Below are 14,568 nucleotides of genomic sequence, written 5' to 3'. Positions count from 1 at the left end.
TCACGCGATGCCAGATGAGAGCAGGTATCCACCTCCGGCCGCCAGAGGCGCGGGCCCCAGCGCCCGCACCGGACTCTCCGTGAGTTCGCAGAGTACGGGCGGTCATCCCTTCCTGGACCGGTTGCTCGGATGGCAGCAACGGCTCCAGCGCGTCGATCACCGGCGGCCGTGGATACTCGACACCGGAGTGGTGATCTCCGTAGTCCTGCTGGGCCTTCCGGCCGTTCTCGGGGGACAGACCGGACCGCCCATGTCGGCGCACCGGGTGAGTGAAGCGCCGCCTGCCGTGCTCCTGCTGCTGCACGCCGGCCTCGCCCTGCCGCTGTGGTGGCGGCGGCGGGCGCCGGCCGTGGCCTTCAGCTTGATCGCGGTCACCTGTGTGACGCAGTGGATCATCTCGATCTGGCTGCCGAGCGGCATCAGCCTCCTCCTGGTCCTGTACAGCCTCGCTCTGTACGGGGCACTGAAGGTGCTTCCCTGGGCGGCGGCCGTGACCATCGCGGGACTGGGAGTGGCCGCCTTCCGGTCCGGCACGGACCAGCCCTGGATCGCCGTGTTCTTCCTGGTCGGGACGGCGACCGCCGCCCTGGCTCTGGGACTCGTCTTCCGGATCAGACGGGCCTACCTCGCTGCCCTGGAGGATCGTGCCACCCGTCTCCAGATCGAGCAGGATCAACGAGCACGGCTCACGGCGGCCGCGGAACGCTCCCGCGTGGCCCGCGAGATGCACGACATCGTCGGTCACAATCTTGCGGTCATCGTCGGCCTCGCCGACGGCGCGGCGTCTCTCGCTTCCAGCCGCCCCGAACGCAGCGCCGAGGCGCTCAACACCATCGCCGGAACCGCGCGCCAGGCGCTCAAGGAACTGCGCCGCGTCCTAGGCGTCCTCAGGGCCGACTCGAAGGAAACGGAGCTCGCCCCTCAGCCGGCCCTGGCTGACCTGGAAGCCCTGATCGAGCGCGTCCGGGCGGCGGGTACCCGCATCACCTACCGGACCAGCGGCAGCCTCGCCGAGCTCAGCAGCGGGGTTCAGCTGACCGTGTACCGCATTGTCCAGGAAGCTCTGACCAACACGCTCAAGCACGTCGGCTACCGCTCGTCCGTACGCATCTTCGTCGAGTTCCAGGACGGCCGGGTCCGGGTGACGATCACCGATACCGGAGCGCCGTCCGAGTCGGCGGAACCGCCCCCGGCAGTCCCGGACCGGCATCAGGCCGGCCATGGGATCATCGGTATGCGGGAACGGGCTGCGATGTACGGCGGTACCCTCGCGGCGGGCCCCCGGGCAGGAGGCGGCTGGAGCGTGGACGCATCCTTCGATGTGGAGCCCGACGCCGCCCATGAAGGGGAAGTCCGCGGATCGCAGACCAAGCCCGGTCCAGGGCCAGGGCACGGCGGCAGGAGAGCACCTTGACCACTGTGCTGATCGCGGATGATCAGCCGCTCCAGCGGCTGGGTTTCGTGATGCTCATGGAAACCAGAGACGACATCGAGGTGGTCGGTGAAGCCTCCCACGGCGCCGAGGCTGTCCGCCTCACCGCCTCGCTCCGCCCCGACGTGGTGCTCATGGACGTGCGGATGCCCGGCATGGACGGCATCGAGGCCACCCGGCGCATCGTCGCGGCCGGCGGCCGGTCCCGCGTTCTCATCCTCACCACATTCGACCTCGACGAGTACGCCTACGCTGCCCTGCGCGCGGGCGCCAGCGGCTTCCTCCTCAAGGACGCCATGCCCGACGAGCTCCTAGCCGCCATTCGGTCCATCTCGGCCGGGGACGCCGTGGTGTCCCCCAGACTGACCCGTCGCCTGCTCGACGCCCACGCGGGTGACCTGCGCCCACCCGAGCAGCGCCCCAGCGGCACCGATCCCCGGCTGCGGCTGCTCAGCGAGCGCGAACGGGAGGTCCTCGTCGCGATCGGCCAGGGGTGGACGAATACCGAGATCGCCGAGCGTCTGAGCCTGTCCGAATCGACAGTGAAGAAACACGTGGGGCGTGTTCTCGCGAAGCTGGAAGCCCGGGACCGGGTACAGGCAGTGATCATCGCCTATGACACGGGCCTGGCACACACCACTCCCTGACACACCTGAGTCCGCCGCAGCCCGGCACGTCACAGGCCTCGGTGGGGCGCCGACGCCCGTGGGCGCCGCTTGGAGGCAACTCTCAGGGCGCTCTGAACTTGGTCCCAGGCTGCGCACAGCTGTGATTCGTAGCGTCGCGGCATGGTTGGATCCGGAACTCGTCGCCGCCCGCGCCCACGCCGCCGCCCCCGTCGTCTCCTTGCCGTTGTGACGGGTACCGCCGCTTTGCTGGGTTGCACCGTGGCCGGCGCGGCGAACTTGCGCTACGGGTCAGTGGGTACCGCTGCCGTCGCGGCGGTGTCCTCTTCGGAGCCCAGCCTCAGCCCCCAAACCGAGGCCGCCGCGGCACCCGAAGCTGATCTCGACGAGCTGCTGGCGGCTGAACTCGCCGGGATGGCCCGCGTGGGCGACGTGCAGTTGTCGGTCGCGGTGATGGATGTGGAGTCGGGCGACCGCGCCGTGTTCGAGAGTGGCCAGTACGACACCGCGAGCATCGTCAAGGTCGACATCCTGGCCGCACTGCTGCTCCAGGCCCATGATGCGGGGCGGGCGCTGACCTCGCGCGAGCGCGCCCAGGCGACGAGCATGATCCGCAGCAGCGACAACACCGCGACCAACGCACTGTGGGACACCATCGGCGGGGCACCGGGGCTGGACTCCGCCAACCAACGCCTCGGCCTGATCGCCACATCCGCCGGCCGGAACGGCAACTGGGGCCTCACCCAGACGACAGCCGAAGACCAGCTGATCCTGCTCGACGCGATATTCGGCACGGCATCACTCCTTTCCCCAACCGACAGGGACTTCATCGAGGACCTGATGGAGCGTGTCGTGGCAGGTCAGGACTGGGGCGTGTCCGTCGCCGATTCCGGTGCGGCGCTCAAGAACGGCTGGCTCCCGCGCACCGCGACCGCACTGTGGGACATCAACAGCATCGGACGCGTGGACATCGAAGGCCGCGACTGCCTCATCGCGGTCCTCTCCGACGGGAACCTCACCCAGGCCGACGGCATAGCTCTCGTCGAGGCCGCCACCCGGGCCGCCGCCTCGGTCATCAGTACAGCCGGCGAAGCCTCTTGATCTTCATCGCTCTGGTCAGCTGGTACGCGCAGATCTTTATGGCGTGACGTGAAGGCTGCTCTCAGCTGGCTTTGAGGTTGGTGCGATACGGATGAAACCATGACTGATTCCGCACCGGCCGCGACCACCGTACTCGTCGTCGACGACGAGCCGAACATCCGTGATCTCCTCTCCCAGACGTTGCGTCTGGTCGGCTTCGAAGTCGTCTCGGCGACGACCGGGTTCGAAGCCCTGACCGCCGCCGAGGATGCGAGGCCGGGTCTCATCGTGCTGGATGTGATGCTTCCCGATCTCGACGGTTTCGAGGTTGCGGCGAGGCTGCGCGCGGCCGGGCGCGATGTTCCGGTTCTGTTTCTCACGGCCCGGGACTCGATGGACGACCGTATCCGCGGGCTGACGGCCGGTGGGGACGACTACGTGACGAAGCCGTTCAGCCTGGAGGAGGTGGTCCTGCGGATCCGTGCGATTCTGCGCCGGACCGGGGCCGCCACAGGAGCGCACCCCCAGGATGTACCAGATCCAGTGCTGCGCTACGCGGACCTGGAACTCGATGAGGACCGGCACGAGGTACGCAGGGCCGGCCGGCGCATCGAGCTATCCCCGACCGAGTTCAACCTGCTGCGCTTCCTGCTGGAGCACCCGGGCCGGGTCATCGGCAAGGCCCAGATCCTGGACCGGGTGTGGTCCTACGACTTCGGCGGGGACAGCCGGATAGTTGAGTCCTACGTCTACTACCTGCGCAAGAAGCTCGACACCACCGGTCCCCGGCTCATCCACACCGTCCGCGGTGTCGGGTACACGCTGCGGCTGCCGCACGGGGAACACTGATGCCCCGCCTTCGGCGGTGGCGCCACTGGACGCTGCGCTCGCGCCTCGTCGTGGTCAGCGCCGCCCTGACGGCTCTAGCCCTCATCGGCGCCAACACGGCAGGGGTGATCCTGCTGCGCTCCTATCTCATCGACCGTGTCGACCGGCAGCTGGCGATACCCGGAATGGGCGGACAGCAGCAGCGGCTGGTGCGCAGCCTCGGCGATCGCCCGGCGGAGGAGCAGCCCGCCCGGGCTCCGGGCGACTCGTTCCTGTCCGGGGTCTTCGGCGACGATTCACGGATCTACGTGTATGGGCAGAGCGGCGTACGCGCCGTATACCCCGACGAGGCGCGTGAACCCGGCCCTGCCCTGCCGGCGGCCGCTGAACTGGCCGAGTATTCGGGTGCCCCGTTCACGGTCCCGGGCAAGGGAGGCGGTGCCGGCTGGCGGGTCGTAGTCAAAGTGGTGGAGCCGACCGCAGGCCTTGAGGACGGCGGGTTCATCGTCACGGCCGTCTCGCTGGCCCAGGTGGAGGAGACCACGGACCGGCTGCTGCTGATCGACGCGGCCGTCGTGGCGGGCGCGCTCGCCCTGCTCGGCGTCGGGGCCACGTTCCTGGTCCGTGTAGGGCTGCGCCCGCTGACCCGGATGGAGGCCACCGCCGGGTTCATCGCGGCGGGGGACCTGTCGCAGCGCGTGGCCGACACGGATCCGCATACCGAGCCGGGCCGGCTGGGCGGGGCGATGAACGCGATGCTCGGCCGTGTGGAGCAAGAGATCGGCGCCCGTACGGCCTCCGAGCTGAAACTGCGCCGCTTCCTCGCCGACGCCTCCCACGAACTGCGCACCCCGCTGACCTCGATCCGCGGCTTCGCCGAGCTCTACCGACGCGGAGGTGACCCCGTGGACGCGATGCGGCGCATCGAGGCCGAAGCCGCCAGGATGGGAGTGCTTGTCGAGGACCTGCTCATGCTCGCCCGGCTCGACGAGCAGCGCGTCCCGCAGCAGCTCCCCGTCGACCTCCTGGAACTCACCGTGGACGTGGCACGCGCACTGCACGCCCGCTCCACCAGCCGGGTCGTGCGGATCGTGGACCTGGACGAGTCGGGAGGCCTGATCGAACCCATGGTCGTCATCGGAGATCCACTGCAGCTGCGCCAGGTGCTAGGCAACCTGCTGGCCAACGCCGACCGCCACACACCACCCAGCGCAGTGATCACGGTCCGCCTCGGACCGAGGCGGCCCAACGCTCTCGGACCCGCCGTAGCAGCCGCGGGCACCCTGCTGCCCGCCGACCGGCCTGCCGCGGTCATCGAGGTCGCCGACACGGGCCCGGGCGTCCCGCCCGGTGATGCTCCGTACGTGTTCGAGCGCCTCTACCGCGCCGATCCAGCACGCTCCGGGGGCGGCGCGGGCCTGGGTCTGTCCATTGCCGCCGCCATCGTCGCAGCCCATGGCGGCCGTCTCGATCTGGCCGCGCAGCGCCCCGGGACGGGTGCGACGTTCCGTGTGGGCCTCCCGCTGTTGTGAATCGTTCGGGATTCCCAGGTGGCTTCGAGGTTGGGCCCAGGATCCGCTGAGTTTGTGCTGCCAGCATCGCCCTTTGTACGGACCGCAGACCACTTCGTCGGCCTGCGGCATTCGGATTCAAGGGAGTGGTGAGGATGCGAGGAGCACTCAGGGTGCGGGCGCTGGCGCTACCGGCCGCCGGGTTCGTGGCGGTCGGCCTGTTGGCAGGGTGCGGCAGTTCCGACAGCGGCACGTCGAAGGTGGCCTCCGTCAGCGGTGAGGGCGGATCGTCGGGCAGCGGCGGCTCGGCGAAGAGCGATGCCGAGCAGTCGCAGGCGTTCGTCGGCTGCATGCGCGAGAACGGCGTCGACATGGAGGACCCCGACCCGGAGACCGGCAAGCTGAACCTCCAGTCCGTCATGGGCGGAGGCGCCAACAGCGACGCCCTGCGCAAGGCGATGGAGGCGTGCCGCGACAAGGCACCGCAGGCGATGAAGGACCGCGGCGCCAATCAGGGCACTCCGGACGCCGCGCAGCTGGAGAACATGAAGAAGTTCGCCGCCTGCATGCGCGAGAACGGCGTCGACATGGACGACCCCGGCCCCGAGGGCCTCGACCGGGAGTCGATGAACATGAGTGATCCCAACTTCCAGGACGCCATGGGCGAGTGCCGCGAGTTCCTCGGCGGCATGATGGGAGGCCCGCAGTGACCCTGCACCAAAGCACCGAGAACATGGCGGCCGCAGTTGCCGAACACACGAACGGCGGCCAGACACAGAACGCCGGCCGTCGCAGGAAGCGCCCGCTGCGTACCTCGCTGATCGCCATCGGCGTGGCGGTCGTCGCCGCGACCGGCGTCGCCGCCGCGACCGGAGCCCTGGGCGGTGACAGCGACACGAGCACGTCCGCAGCACCATCCGGTCCGCCCAAGTCGGCCAAGGTCGAGACCACCTCGCTGACCCGCACCGAGACTGTGAACGGAAACCTCGGCTACGGCGACGCCACCGCGGTACAGGCCCCGCCGTCGGCAAGTTCCTCCTCGGGTGGCTCCGCGTCCTCCAGCACGGCGCAGGGCGGCCAGAGTACGGCCGGCAGCGGTTCGGGCGTGCTCACCTGGCTGCCGGCGGAGGGCGAAACGATCAAACGGGGCGCGGCCGTGTACAGCGTCGACGACCGCAAGGTGCCGCTTCTCTATGGGGTGACGCCGCTGTACCGAACGATCCAGTCGGGCAGCGAGGGTAAGGACGTGAAGCTGCTGGAGGAGAACCTCTCCGCTCTCGGCTACACGGGCTTCACTGTGGACGACGAGTACACCGACGCCACCGCCACCGCCGTCAAGGCGTGGCAGGAAGACCTGGGCCGCGAAGAAATCGGCACCGTCGCACCGGGTGACGCGGTCGTGGCCACGGGGGAACGGCGCGTGGCCGACATCAAGGCCACCAGCGGAGGTGCCCCTACGGGCGACATCCTGACCTGGACCGGCACGGAGCGTATCGTCACCGTCGACCTCGAAGTGAAGTTCGAGGACCTGGTCGAGGACGGCACTAAGACCACGATCAAGCTCCCGGACGGCACCAAGGTCGACGCCACGGTCAATGACGTCGGCACGGCGGCCACCGCTGCTCCGGCTGCCGGCAGCACAGGCGGCGCCGGGACGTCCAGCACCAGTTCCGCCGACGCCACGCTGCCCGTGAAGCTCGAAGTCAAGGATCAGACGAAGCTGGGCCGCTACCAGGCCGCCCCAGTGGACGTCACCTTCGAGGCGGAGACCCGCAAGGACGTCCTGGCGGTTCCGATCAACGCGCTCGTGGCCTTGCGTGAGGGCGGCTACGCACTGGAGACCGTCGGCAGCACGGGCATCGAGTACCTGCCGGTCGAACTCGGCATGTTCGCCGGCGGACTGGTGGAGGTCTCCGGCCAGGGAGTCTCCGCGGGCCTGGTCGTAGGGGTGCCCAAGTGAGCACCACCACCCCGCCGGTCATCGAACTGAACGGCGTCACCAAGACGTACGGGGAGGTCGCCGCCCTCGCCGGAGCCGACCTGGTCGTACAGCGGGGTGAACTCCTGGCCGTCGTCGGCCCTTCCGGCTCGGGCAAGTCCACGATGCTCAACATCATCGGAACACTCAGCCTGCCGACCACCGGAACCGTGGCCATCGACGGCCACGACATCACCGACCTCAGCGACCGCGAACTTTCCGCACTGCGCGCCGCCACCATCGGGTTCGTGTTCCAGCAGTTCCACCTCGCCCCCGGTGTCCCCGCACTGGACAGCGTCGCCGACGGACTCCTCTACAGCGGCAAGCCAAGGGGCGAGCGGCGCCGCCTCGCCGAGCAGACTCTTCGCCGGGTGGGCTTGGGCCACCGCCTCCACAACGAACCACACCAGCTGTCCGGTGGCGAGAAGCAGCGCGTCGCCATCGCCCGCGCAGTCCTCGGTGATCCACCCCTCCTGCTCGCCGACGAGCCGACGGGCGCACTCGACTCCACCTCCGGTGCGGTCGTCATGGAACTCCTCCACGAACTGCACGACTCCGGCACCACCGTCGTGATCATCACTCACGACCGTGACATCGCCGCCTCCCTTCCCCGCGAGGTGCGCATCAAGGACGGCCGCATCGAACACGACTCCGCTCTGCCGGAGCACGCCTACGAGAGGGCAGGGACATGACCACAGCAGCACCCCCCAGGCCCCACCCGAAAGCGGCCCGCCTCAGCCCCTCCGACGTCCTGCGCGTCGGCGGCTCGGGACTACGCTCCCGCCCGATGCGCGTCTTCCTTTCGGCACTCGGCATCGCCATTGGGATCGCCGCGATGATCGGAGTCGTGGGGATCTCCACCTCCTCCAGCGAGGAGCTGAACCGCAAACTGGACGCGCTGGGCACCAACCTGCTCACCGTTTCCCCGGGCCAGTCCTTTGGCGGCGGCGACGCGCACCTGTCCGCCGATGCCGTCGACATGGTCGCCAGGATCGTTGCTGTTGAATCGGTGTCGGCCATTGGCAAGACGGACGCCAAGGTCTACCGCAACGACCGCATCCCCAAGCAGGAGACCGGCGGCATCGGCGTCTACGCGGCCCGCACCGATCTCCCGGACACCGTGGGTGGGAAGGTGGCCACCGGGCAGTGGCTCAACGACGCCAACGGAAAGTACCCGGCCGTAGTCCTGGGTCCCCAGGCCGCCGAACAACTGGCGGTCTCCAAGGCGGACCCCGACACTCAGGTATGGCTGGGCGGCGAGTGGTTCACTGTCGTTGGGATCCTGGAGTCGAACATGCTCGCATCTGAGCTGGATTCCGGCGCGTTCGTCGGCTGGGAAGCAGCCCAGAAGAACCTCGACTTCGATGGCTACCCCACCACGGTCTACACCCGTGCGGAGGGCGAGGCCGTCACCGACGTCCAAGCCGTCCTCGGAGCGACCGCGAACCCCGAAGACCCCAGCTCCGTCGAGGTCTCCCGGCCCTCCGACGCACTCGCCGCCAAGGAAGCCACCGACGACACCCTCAGCGGTCTACTCCTGGGACTCGGCGCCGTCGCCCTGCTCGTCGGCGGAGTCGGCGTCGCCAACACCATGGTCATCTCCGTACTGGAACGCCGCGCGGAGATCGGCCTGCGCAGGTCCCTGGGCGCCACCCGCGGCCAGATCCGCACCCAGTTCCTGTGCGAATCCCTACTCCTGTCAGCCCTCGGCGGGGCCGGCGGTGTACTCCTCGGCATCGGCGTCACCGCCGGGTACGCCACCTACCAGGGCTGGCCCACCGTGGTACCCGCCTGGGCCATGGCCGGCGGAGTGGGCGCCACCCTTGTCATCGGCGGACTGGCGGGCTTCTACCCCGCCGTCCGAGCCGCCCGCCTGCCCCCGACCGATGCCCTCGCCGCGGCTTAGCGTCCCGGAACACCAGCCGACACGGGCCCGCTCTGCCACACGTGTCCGTGGCAGAGTGGGGGGCTGGGCGATGGCACCTTGTGCGGTACGTCTCTGCGGGCTGGAAGACGCAGAGGTCAGCCTTGGGGCGACAACGCGGGGAGGATCACAGCATCGACATACCGGTGCAGGTACTCGGCGTCCGCGTCACAGCCTTCGAGCGGGAATCGCGCCAGAACCACCCCGATCACCAGATGCGGCAGGAACTCGGCCGCCGGGCTGGCGTTGGCGAGCTCCTCGCGCGCGACAGCCCGCTCCGCCAGCCCACGCAGGGCGGCCATCTCCGGTCCCGCCATCACCTCGCGCAGCGCTGCCGCCAACTCCTCGTTGCGTCGCGCGGCGTGCATCATCGCCTGCATGAGCTCCGTGTCCTCGCCCGACACTGACCCCATCCGGTCCGCTAGCTCGTGGAGATCGCCCCGGAGCGTGCCGGTGTCGATGCCGGAGAGCTGCACCCGGCGCGTGTGGCGCAGCGCGGTGACAACGAGCTGAGGCTTGGACTTCCATCGGCGATAGAGCGTGGCCTTGCTGGAGCGGGTGGCGGCGGCGACGGCCTCCATGGACAGGGCCTCGTAACCCACCTCCCGGAGCTGGTCCACCACGCAGGTGTACAGCTCCTGCTCCCTGTCCGGGCTCAGGCGGGACTTACGGCCCGGCTTGTCGGCTACCGGCGGCACGGTCTCTGGCACGGATCTCCTTTTTCGACACGGGGTCGTTTCGATAGTCGACCATCCTGGGTTACCATCATAGCGAAACGCACCCGTTTCCTTAACGCGAGCGTAGCCCTGCCTGGGCTCCCATGGCTGCCTCAGCCCCCGCCCGCTCAACGCATCCGTGAGGTGATCCCGTCATGCCCGTGTCCATGCCAGAAACCGATCCCAGGCGATGGAAGGCATTGCTGTTCATCTGCATCGCCCAACTCATGGTGGTACTCGACGGCACGATCGTGAACATCGCACTGCCCTCGGCCCAGGTCGACCTCGGCTTCTCCGACGGAAACCGGCAGTGGGTCGTCACCGCGTACGCGCTGGCCTTCGGCGGCCTGCTGCTGTTCGGCGGTCGCATCGCCGACCTGTGGGGCCGCAAGCGGGCCTTCACCATCGGCGTGATCGGATTCGCCCTGGCCTCCGCGCTCGGGGGAGTGGCCACCACCACCGGGATGCTCCTCGGCGCCCGCGCGCTACAGGGAGCGTTCGGCGCCCTGCTGGCACCGGCGGCGCTGTCGCTGATCACCGTCATGTTCACTGAGTCGAAGGAGCGCGCCAAGGCCTTCGGTATCTACGGCGCCATCGCGGGCGGCGGCGCCGCCCTCGGGCTGATCCTCGGCGGCGTGCTTACCGAGTACCTCAACTGGCGCTGGACCCTGCTCGTCAACATCTTCTTCGCGATCGCGGCGGCGGCCGGCGCATTCCTCGTCATCCGTGAGCCCGAGGGCGACCGTCAACGAACCGGCCGCCTTGACATTCCCGGTGTCGTTCTCGCCTCCACCGGCCTGGTGGCCCTGGTGTACGGCTTCACCCGCGCCGAGACCGCCGGCTGGACCTCAGGTTCCACGATCGCCGTGTTCGCCGCCGCCGCGGCGCTGCTGACCGCGTTCGTCGTCGTCGAGAAGCGGGTCAAGGCCCCGCTGCTGCCGCTGCGTGTCGTCCTCGACCGCAACCGCGGGGGAGCCTACCTATCGCTGGGTACCGCCGTCATCGGCATGTTCGGTCTGTTCCTGTTCCTCACCTTCTACCTGCAGATCGTCCGCGGATACAGCCCGGTAGTCACCGGCCTGGCATTCCTGCCCATGGTGGCGGGCATGATGATCGGCTCGACGCAGATCGCCACCCGCCTGGCCACACGTGTAGCGCCCCGCTACTCGATGGCAGGCGGCTTCCTCCTCGCCGCCGGCGGTCTCCTCATCCTGGCCCAGATCACGACCGACAGCCCGTACGCCGCCGTCGTCATGCCAGGCATGTTCATCATGGGCCTGGGGCTGGGCACCGCCTTCATGCCCGCGATGAACCTGGCCACCCTTGGTGTGCGAGACGCGGACGCGGGTGTCGCTTCCGCCATGGTCAACACCTCTCAGCAGATCGGCGGCGCCATCGGCACGGCGCTGCTCAACACGCTCGCCACGAGCGCCACCGCCACGTACGCCGCCTCGCATATGTCGACGCCTCCCACCCCCGACGGAGCGAAGCTCGTCCAGCTCCAGGCGATGGTCCACGGCTACTCGGTGGCGATCTACTGGGCCGCCGGCATCCTGGCCCTCGCCTCCGTCATCGCGTTCGTATTCATCAACCACCGGCAACCGAAGGACGAGCATCGACCCACGGGAACCACACCGCCGGTCATCCCCGCCCAGATCCCGGAAACCACCAAGACACCGCGCTGAGGTTCCGCCGACGAAGCGGACGAGGCATCCCCGCCTTCCTGCACCACAGGTCCGCGGCACCCTCAACGGAGCCATGGCCAGAACCAGACTCAATGACCGTGCTGAGGCCACCGACGGTGTCGTTGACCCAGCGGAGGGTGTCATCCCCTGAACCTGGAAGCCCGCCTCGGTGGCCTCGGTGAAGGTGGCGTTCGCTGCCCGCGGGGTGAACCTCAGCTCGACCGTGGTCAGCTGCTCATCGTTGCCCACACGAACCGGATCAGACGGCCTTCCGCTACCTCCCTGACCCGGACCTCCGTGGATGCGCCGTAGGTCTCACACTCCCAGCGCAGTTTGACGCCCACAACCATCGGGCCACTGCTCTGCCTTACCAGAACCGGGAGGTAACAGCAGGGCCGGAACGTCTCGTCGGCGGGCCTGCGGACGATCATGCACCCATAGGCGACAGGGACGTGCGCGAGGTGGAGCTTCTCCCTAAGCGAGATCATGCGTTTACAAGACAGCGTTTCGCTCGATTCAAGGTGCGTGGGCGCCGACATCGGACGGCAAGTGCACGTCCTGTGCGGTTCGAGACCGCTCCACCAACGGGTGCGTACTTCCGCGCCGTTTGGCCGTGGGGCACCGGTCGCCGCGATTCAGATGGACGGCGGCCCTCGCACACGTCCAGCAGCTGAGGTACCGGCAGATCGTGGCTTCTTTCAGCCGGTCAGCCGGTTCGACGACACCTCCGGCTTCGTCGTGATGCCGCGCCCCTGGGTGTCGAACGGACCCTGCCCAGCCGCCTGATGATGCGCGCACGCCGCTGGTTTGCGAACTTATGAATGGCTTGTCCCTCACTGATCGACGCTGATCGCCGGGGCCGCCCTGATAACACGGCCCACCGCAGAGCAGCGGGGAGCACCTGAGGCGATTCAGTCGCTGACGGCGTCCATCTCCACTTCGACCAGCCAGGCTGGGTCGATGAAGCGTGACACCTCGACAAACGTGCATGCCGGCCGCGCAGATGCGAACCGTTCGCCGTGTGCTCGCGCGGCTTCCTTCCACCGGGTCACGTCGGTGAGCATGATGCGCGTTCGTACGACGTCCTCCATCGATGCCCCGGCCTCCTCCAGCGCGCGCTCAGCGATATCCAGACACCGCACCGTCTGCGCGTACACGTCACCAAGGCCCACGGTGGAGTCGTCATCACCGATAGGGGCTGTGCCGGCGACCGCCACGTAGTTGCCCGCTCGGACCGCCCGCGAAAAGCCGATCTGCGGTTCTAGCGGTGATCCCGAGCTGACAATCCGTCGAATTCGTTCCATCACGCCATGATGTCAGGGACTGCTGGAGTCGCGACATGACGCTCCCATGGCGAGAGGGAGGGAAGCGGACGCAGAACGGGGTCGGCGGAGATCAGCGACGGCATGTTCCCCTCGGATGCTCCGTGCGCTCCACCGATGCAGGCACCAATCATGGCCCAACACCAGGGAGCGGCCAGGAGGCTTCCCCAGCCTCGTGGGCGCCGGGCCTCCCGCGCCGACGCCGCCTGCCTCTGGCCCTAGCCTCGGAGTGTCCGGACCACCCGCAAGCCACGCGGGTGCTGGCACTGGGCGAGACCCTGTCTGGCGTGACGATCAGCTACCCCGGGCACCTGTCCAGCAGGGTTCCTGACACCTGACGCTGGACCGCCGCTCGCGATCCAGATCAGCCGGGGCTGAAACGTCAGATGTCAGGAGAGACCCGGCTGGGTGGGCGGAACCGGATCCCGGCCGGGGCTGTGCATCCCGGTTCTTCAACGACTCGACATGCCATCGGTTCCTGGCAGGAACGCAATGCCCTCGTGGCAGCCCTGGTTCGCGTGTCAGAAGCTCGCCGAAATCGGCCTTGGGTCGTGATCCGCGCCCACGGCAGGGGCAGATCGAGGGTCCGGATAGCGTTCTACTCTTCTATGGGCAGACACTCGTCGACGGGCCGCCGGGTGACGGGTTGCCGGATCCGGTCTCGGATGCCGAGCCTGCTCTGCGTTCGCGGGATCCCGCCGATCCGATGCCAATGGCTACGCTCAGTCGACCGCGGGGCTGTCCAGCACGAACAGAGTTCTTCCCGTTGGTCGGTTCACGGTTGTCGGATCGCGGACACCTCGAGCTCCAGCACCACCTTGTCGCCGACCAGTACGCCGCCACCTTCGAGCGCGGCGTTCCAGGTGATGCCGTACTCCTTGCGGCTGATCGGGACCGACCCTTCGAAACCGACCCGCAGATTCCCGAACGGGTCTGTGGCACTGCCCTGGAATTCGAAGTCGATGGCGATAGTCCGGGTGACATCCTTGATCGTGAGATCACCAGTCAGCCGGAAGTGAGTGGCGTCCACTTGCTCGATGGCTGTGGAGGAGAAGGTGATGTCCGGATACTCTGGTGCGTCCAGGAAGTCGTTGGTGCGCAGGTGTCCGTCGCGTTGCTCGTTGCGGGTGTCGATGCTGGCGGCCTTGATGGTGAGGGCCACGGAGGACTTGGCGGGGTCCTCACCGTCGAAGTATCCGCGGCCCTCGAATTCCTTGAACCCGCCACGGACCTTCGTGACCATGGCGTGCCGGGCTACGAACCCGATCTGGGTGTGTGCCGGGTCGATGGCGTAGTTCCCGGTGAGTTCGGGGAGAGGGGTGGTGGTCATGGGCGGGCTCCACGAAGGCTCGGGTGGGAAGGGGAGTTGCTCATCCACGCTATCCACGCTCTCGTCCCCAGATGCTCGACCGCGCCGACACGTCATCCGATCAGACGGAACGGGTTGCTCGCACTCTGACCACCCG

Annotated in this window: 14 protein-coding genes; 10 read left to right on the top strand and 4 right to left on the bottom strand. The window is 68.4% G+C overall.

The features are described 5' to 3' along the window. The first annotated feature begins 79 nt into the window (after window positions 1–79). The 9 genes from MTF69_RS25405 (at window position 80) to MTF69_RS25365 (ending at window position 9,361) form a co-directional block, all read left to right on the top strand. A complete protein-coding gene (locus MTF69_RS25405; protein WP_243338072.1) occupies window positions 80–1,414 on the top strand; it encodes a sensor histidine kinase in 1,335 nt (444 codons plus the stop codon). Beyond that, a complete protein-coding gene (locus tag MTF69_RS25400) occupies window positions 1,411–2,079 on the top strand; it encodes a response regulator transcription factor (RefSeq protein WP_243338071.1) in 669 nt (222 codons plus the stop codon). The genes MTF69_RS25405 and MTF69_RS25400 overlap by 4 nt, the downstream gene beginning before the upstream one ends. 297 nt (window positions 2,080–2,376) lie before the next feature. Then, the gene (locus tag MTF69_RS25395) at window positions 2,377–3,159 is read left to right on the top strand and encodes a serine hydrolase (protein WP_243338070.1); all 783 of its coding nucleotides are present in this window, start codon (window positions 2,377–2,379) and stop codon (window positions 3,157–3,159) included. 99 nt (window positions 3,160–3,258) lie between these two features. Beyond that, window positions 3,259–3,987 carry a response regulator transcription factor gene (locus tag MTF69_RS25390; RefSeq protein ID WP_243338068.1) on the top strand — a complete coding sequence of 243 codons (729 nt, stop codon included), beginning with the start codon at window positions 3,259–3,261 and terminating at the stop codon, window positions 3,985–3,987. Next, complete coding sequence (locus MTF69_RS25385; RefSeq protein ID WP_243338066.1) at window positions 3,987–5,498, top strand: cell wall metabolism sensor histidine kinase WalK; 1,512 nt, start codon at window positions 3,987–3,989, stop codon at window positions 5,496–5,498. Before MTF69_RS25390 ends, MTF69_RS25385 begins: the two co-directional genes overlap by 1 nt. Before the next feature lie 134 nt (window positions 5,499–5,632). Next, window positions 5,633–6,187, top strand: coding sequence for a hypothetical protein (locus MTF69_RS25380; protein WP_243338064.1), 555 nt, complete (start codon window positions 5,633–5,635; stop codon window positions 6,185–6,187). Continuing rightward, entirely contained in the window at window positions 6,184–7,437 is a 1,254-nt protein-coding gene (locus tag MTF69_RS25375) for a peptidoglycan-binding domain-containing protein (RefSeq protein WP_243338061.1), read from the top strand. Before MTF69_RS25380 ends, MTF69_RS25375 begins: the two co-directional genes overlap by 4 nt. After that, on the top strand, window positions 7,434–8,147 hold the full coding sequence (locus MTF69_RS25370) for an ABC transporter ATP-binding protein (RefSeq protein WP_243338060.1): 714 nt from the start codon (window positions 7,434–7,436) through the stop codon (window positions 8,145–8,147). The genes MTF69_RS25375 and MTF69_RS25370 overlap by 4 nt, the downstream gene beginning before the upstream one ends. Continuing rightward, entirely contained in the window at window positions 8,144–9,361 is a 1,218-nt protein-coding gene (locus MTF69_RS25365) for an ABC transporter permease (protein ID WP_243338057.1), read from the top strand. The genes MTF69_RS25370 and MTF69_RS25365 overlap by 4 nt, the downstream gene beginning before the upstream one ends. A gap of 116 nt (window positions 9,362–9,477) precedes the next feature. On the opposite strand, the gene MTF69_RS25360 is transcribed toward MTF69_RS25365, so the two are convergent. Continuing rightward, window positions 9,478–10,089 (bottom strand): TetR/AcrR family transcriptional regulator, encoded by a 612-nt coding sequence (locus MTF69_RS25360; RefSeq protein WP_243338055.1) that lies wholly within the window; start codon window positions 10,087–10,089, stop codon window positions 9,478–9,480. A 173-nt stretch (window positions 10,090–10,262) separates the two neighbouring features. Here MTF69_RS25360 and MTF69_RS25355 point away from each other — a divergent pair, with 173 nt between their 5' ends. Beyond that, complete coding sequence (locus MTF69_RS25355) at window positions 10,263–11,780, top strand: MFS transporter (RefSeq protein ID WP_243338053.1); 1,518 nt, start codon at window positions 10,263–10,265, stop codon at window positions 11,778–11,780. 227 nt (window positions 11,781–12,007) lie between these two features. Here MTF69_RS25355 and MTF69_RS25350 read toward each other — a convergent pair whose 3' ends face one another. The 3 genes from MTF69_RS25350 to MTF69_RS25340 all read right to left on the bottom strand — a co-directional run bounded on the left by MTF69_RS25350 (window position 12,008) and on the right by MTF69_RS25340 (window position 14,432). Continuing rightward, the gene (locus tag MTF69_RS25350; RefSeq protein ID WP_243338050.1) at window positions 12,008–12,268 is read right to left on the bottom strand and encodes a hypothetical protein; all 261 of its coding nucleotides are present in this window, start codon (window positions 12,266–12,268) and stop codon (window positions 12,008–12,010) included. Between the two features lie 423 nt (window positions 12,269–12,691). Further along, complete coding sequence (locus tag MTF69_RS25345) at window positions 12,692–13,084, bottom strand: RidA family protein (RefSeq protein WP_243338046.1); 393 nt, start codon at window positions 13,082–13,084, stop codon at window positions 12,692–12,694. 793 nt (window positions 13,085–13,877) lie between these two features. After that, entirely contained in the window at window positions 13,878–14,432 is a 555-nt protein-coding gene (locus MTF69_RS25340; protein ID WP_243338044.1) for a YceI family protein, read from the bottom strand. Between the last annotated feature and the right edge of the window lie 136 nt (window positions 14,433–14,568).

Source organism: Streptomyces sp. AP-93 (genome assembly GCF_022808175.1).
Taxonomy (GTDB): Bacteria; Actinomycetota; Actinomycetes; order Streptomycetales; family Streptomycetaceae; genus Streptomyces.
The sequence above is the reverse complement of the archived record's forward strand: the minus strand, read 5'-3'. Positions and strand labels throughout refer to the sequence as shown.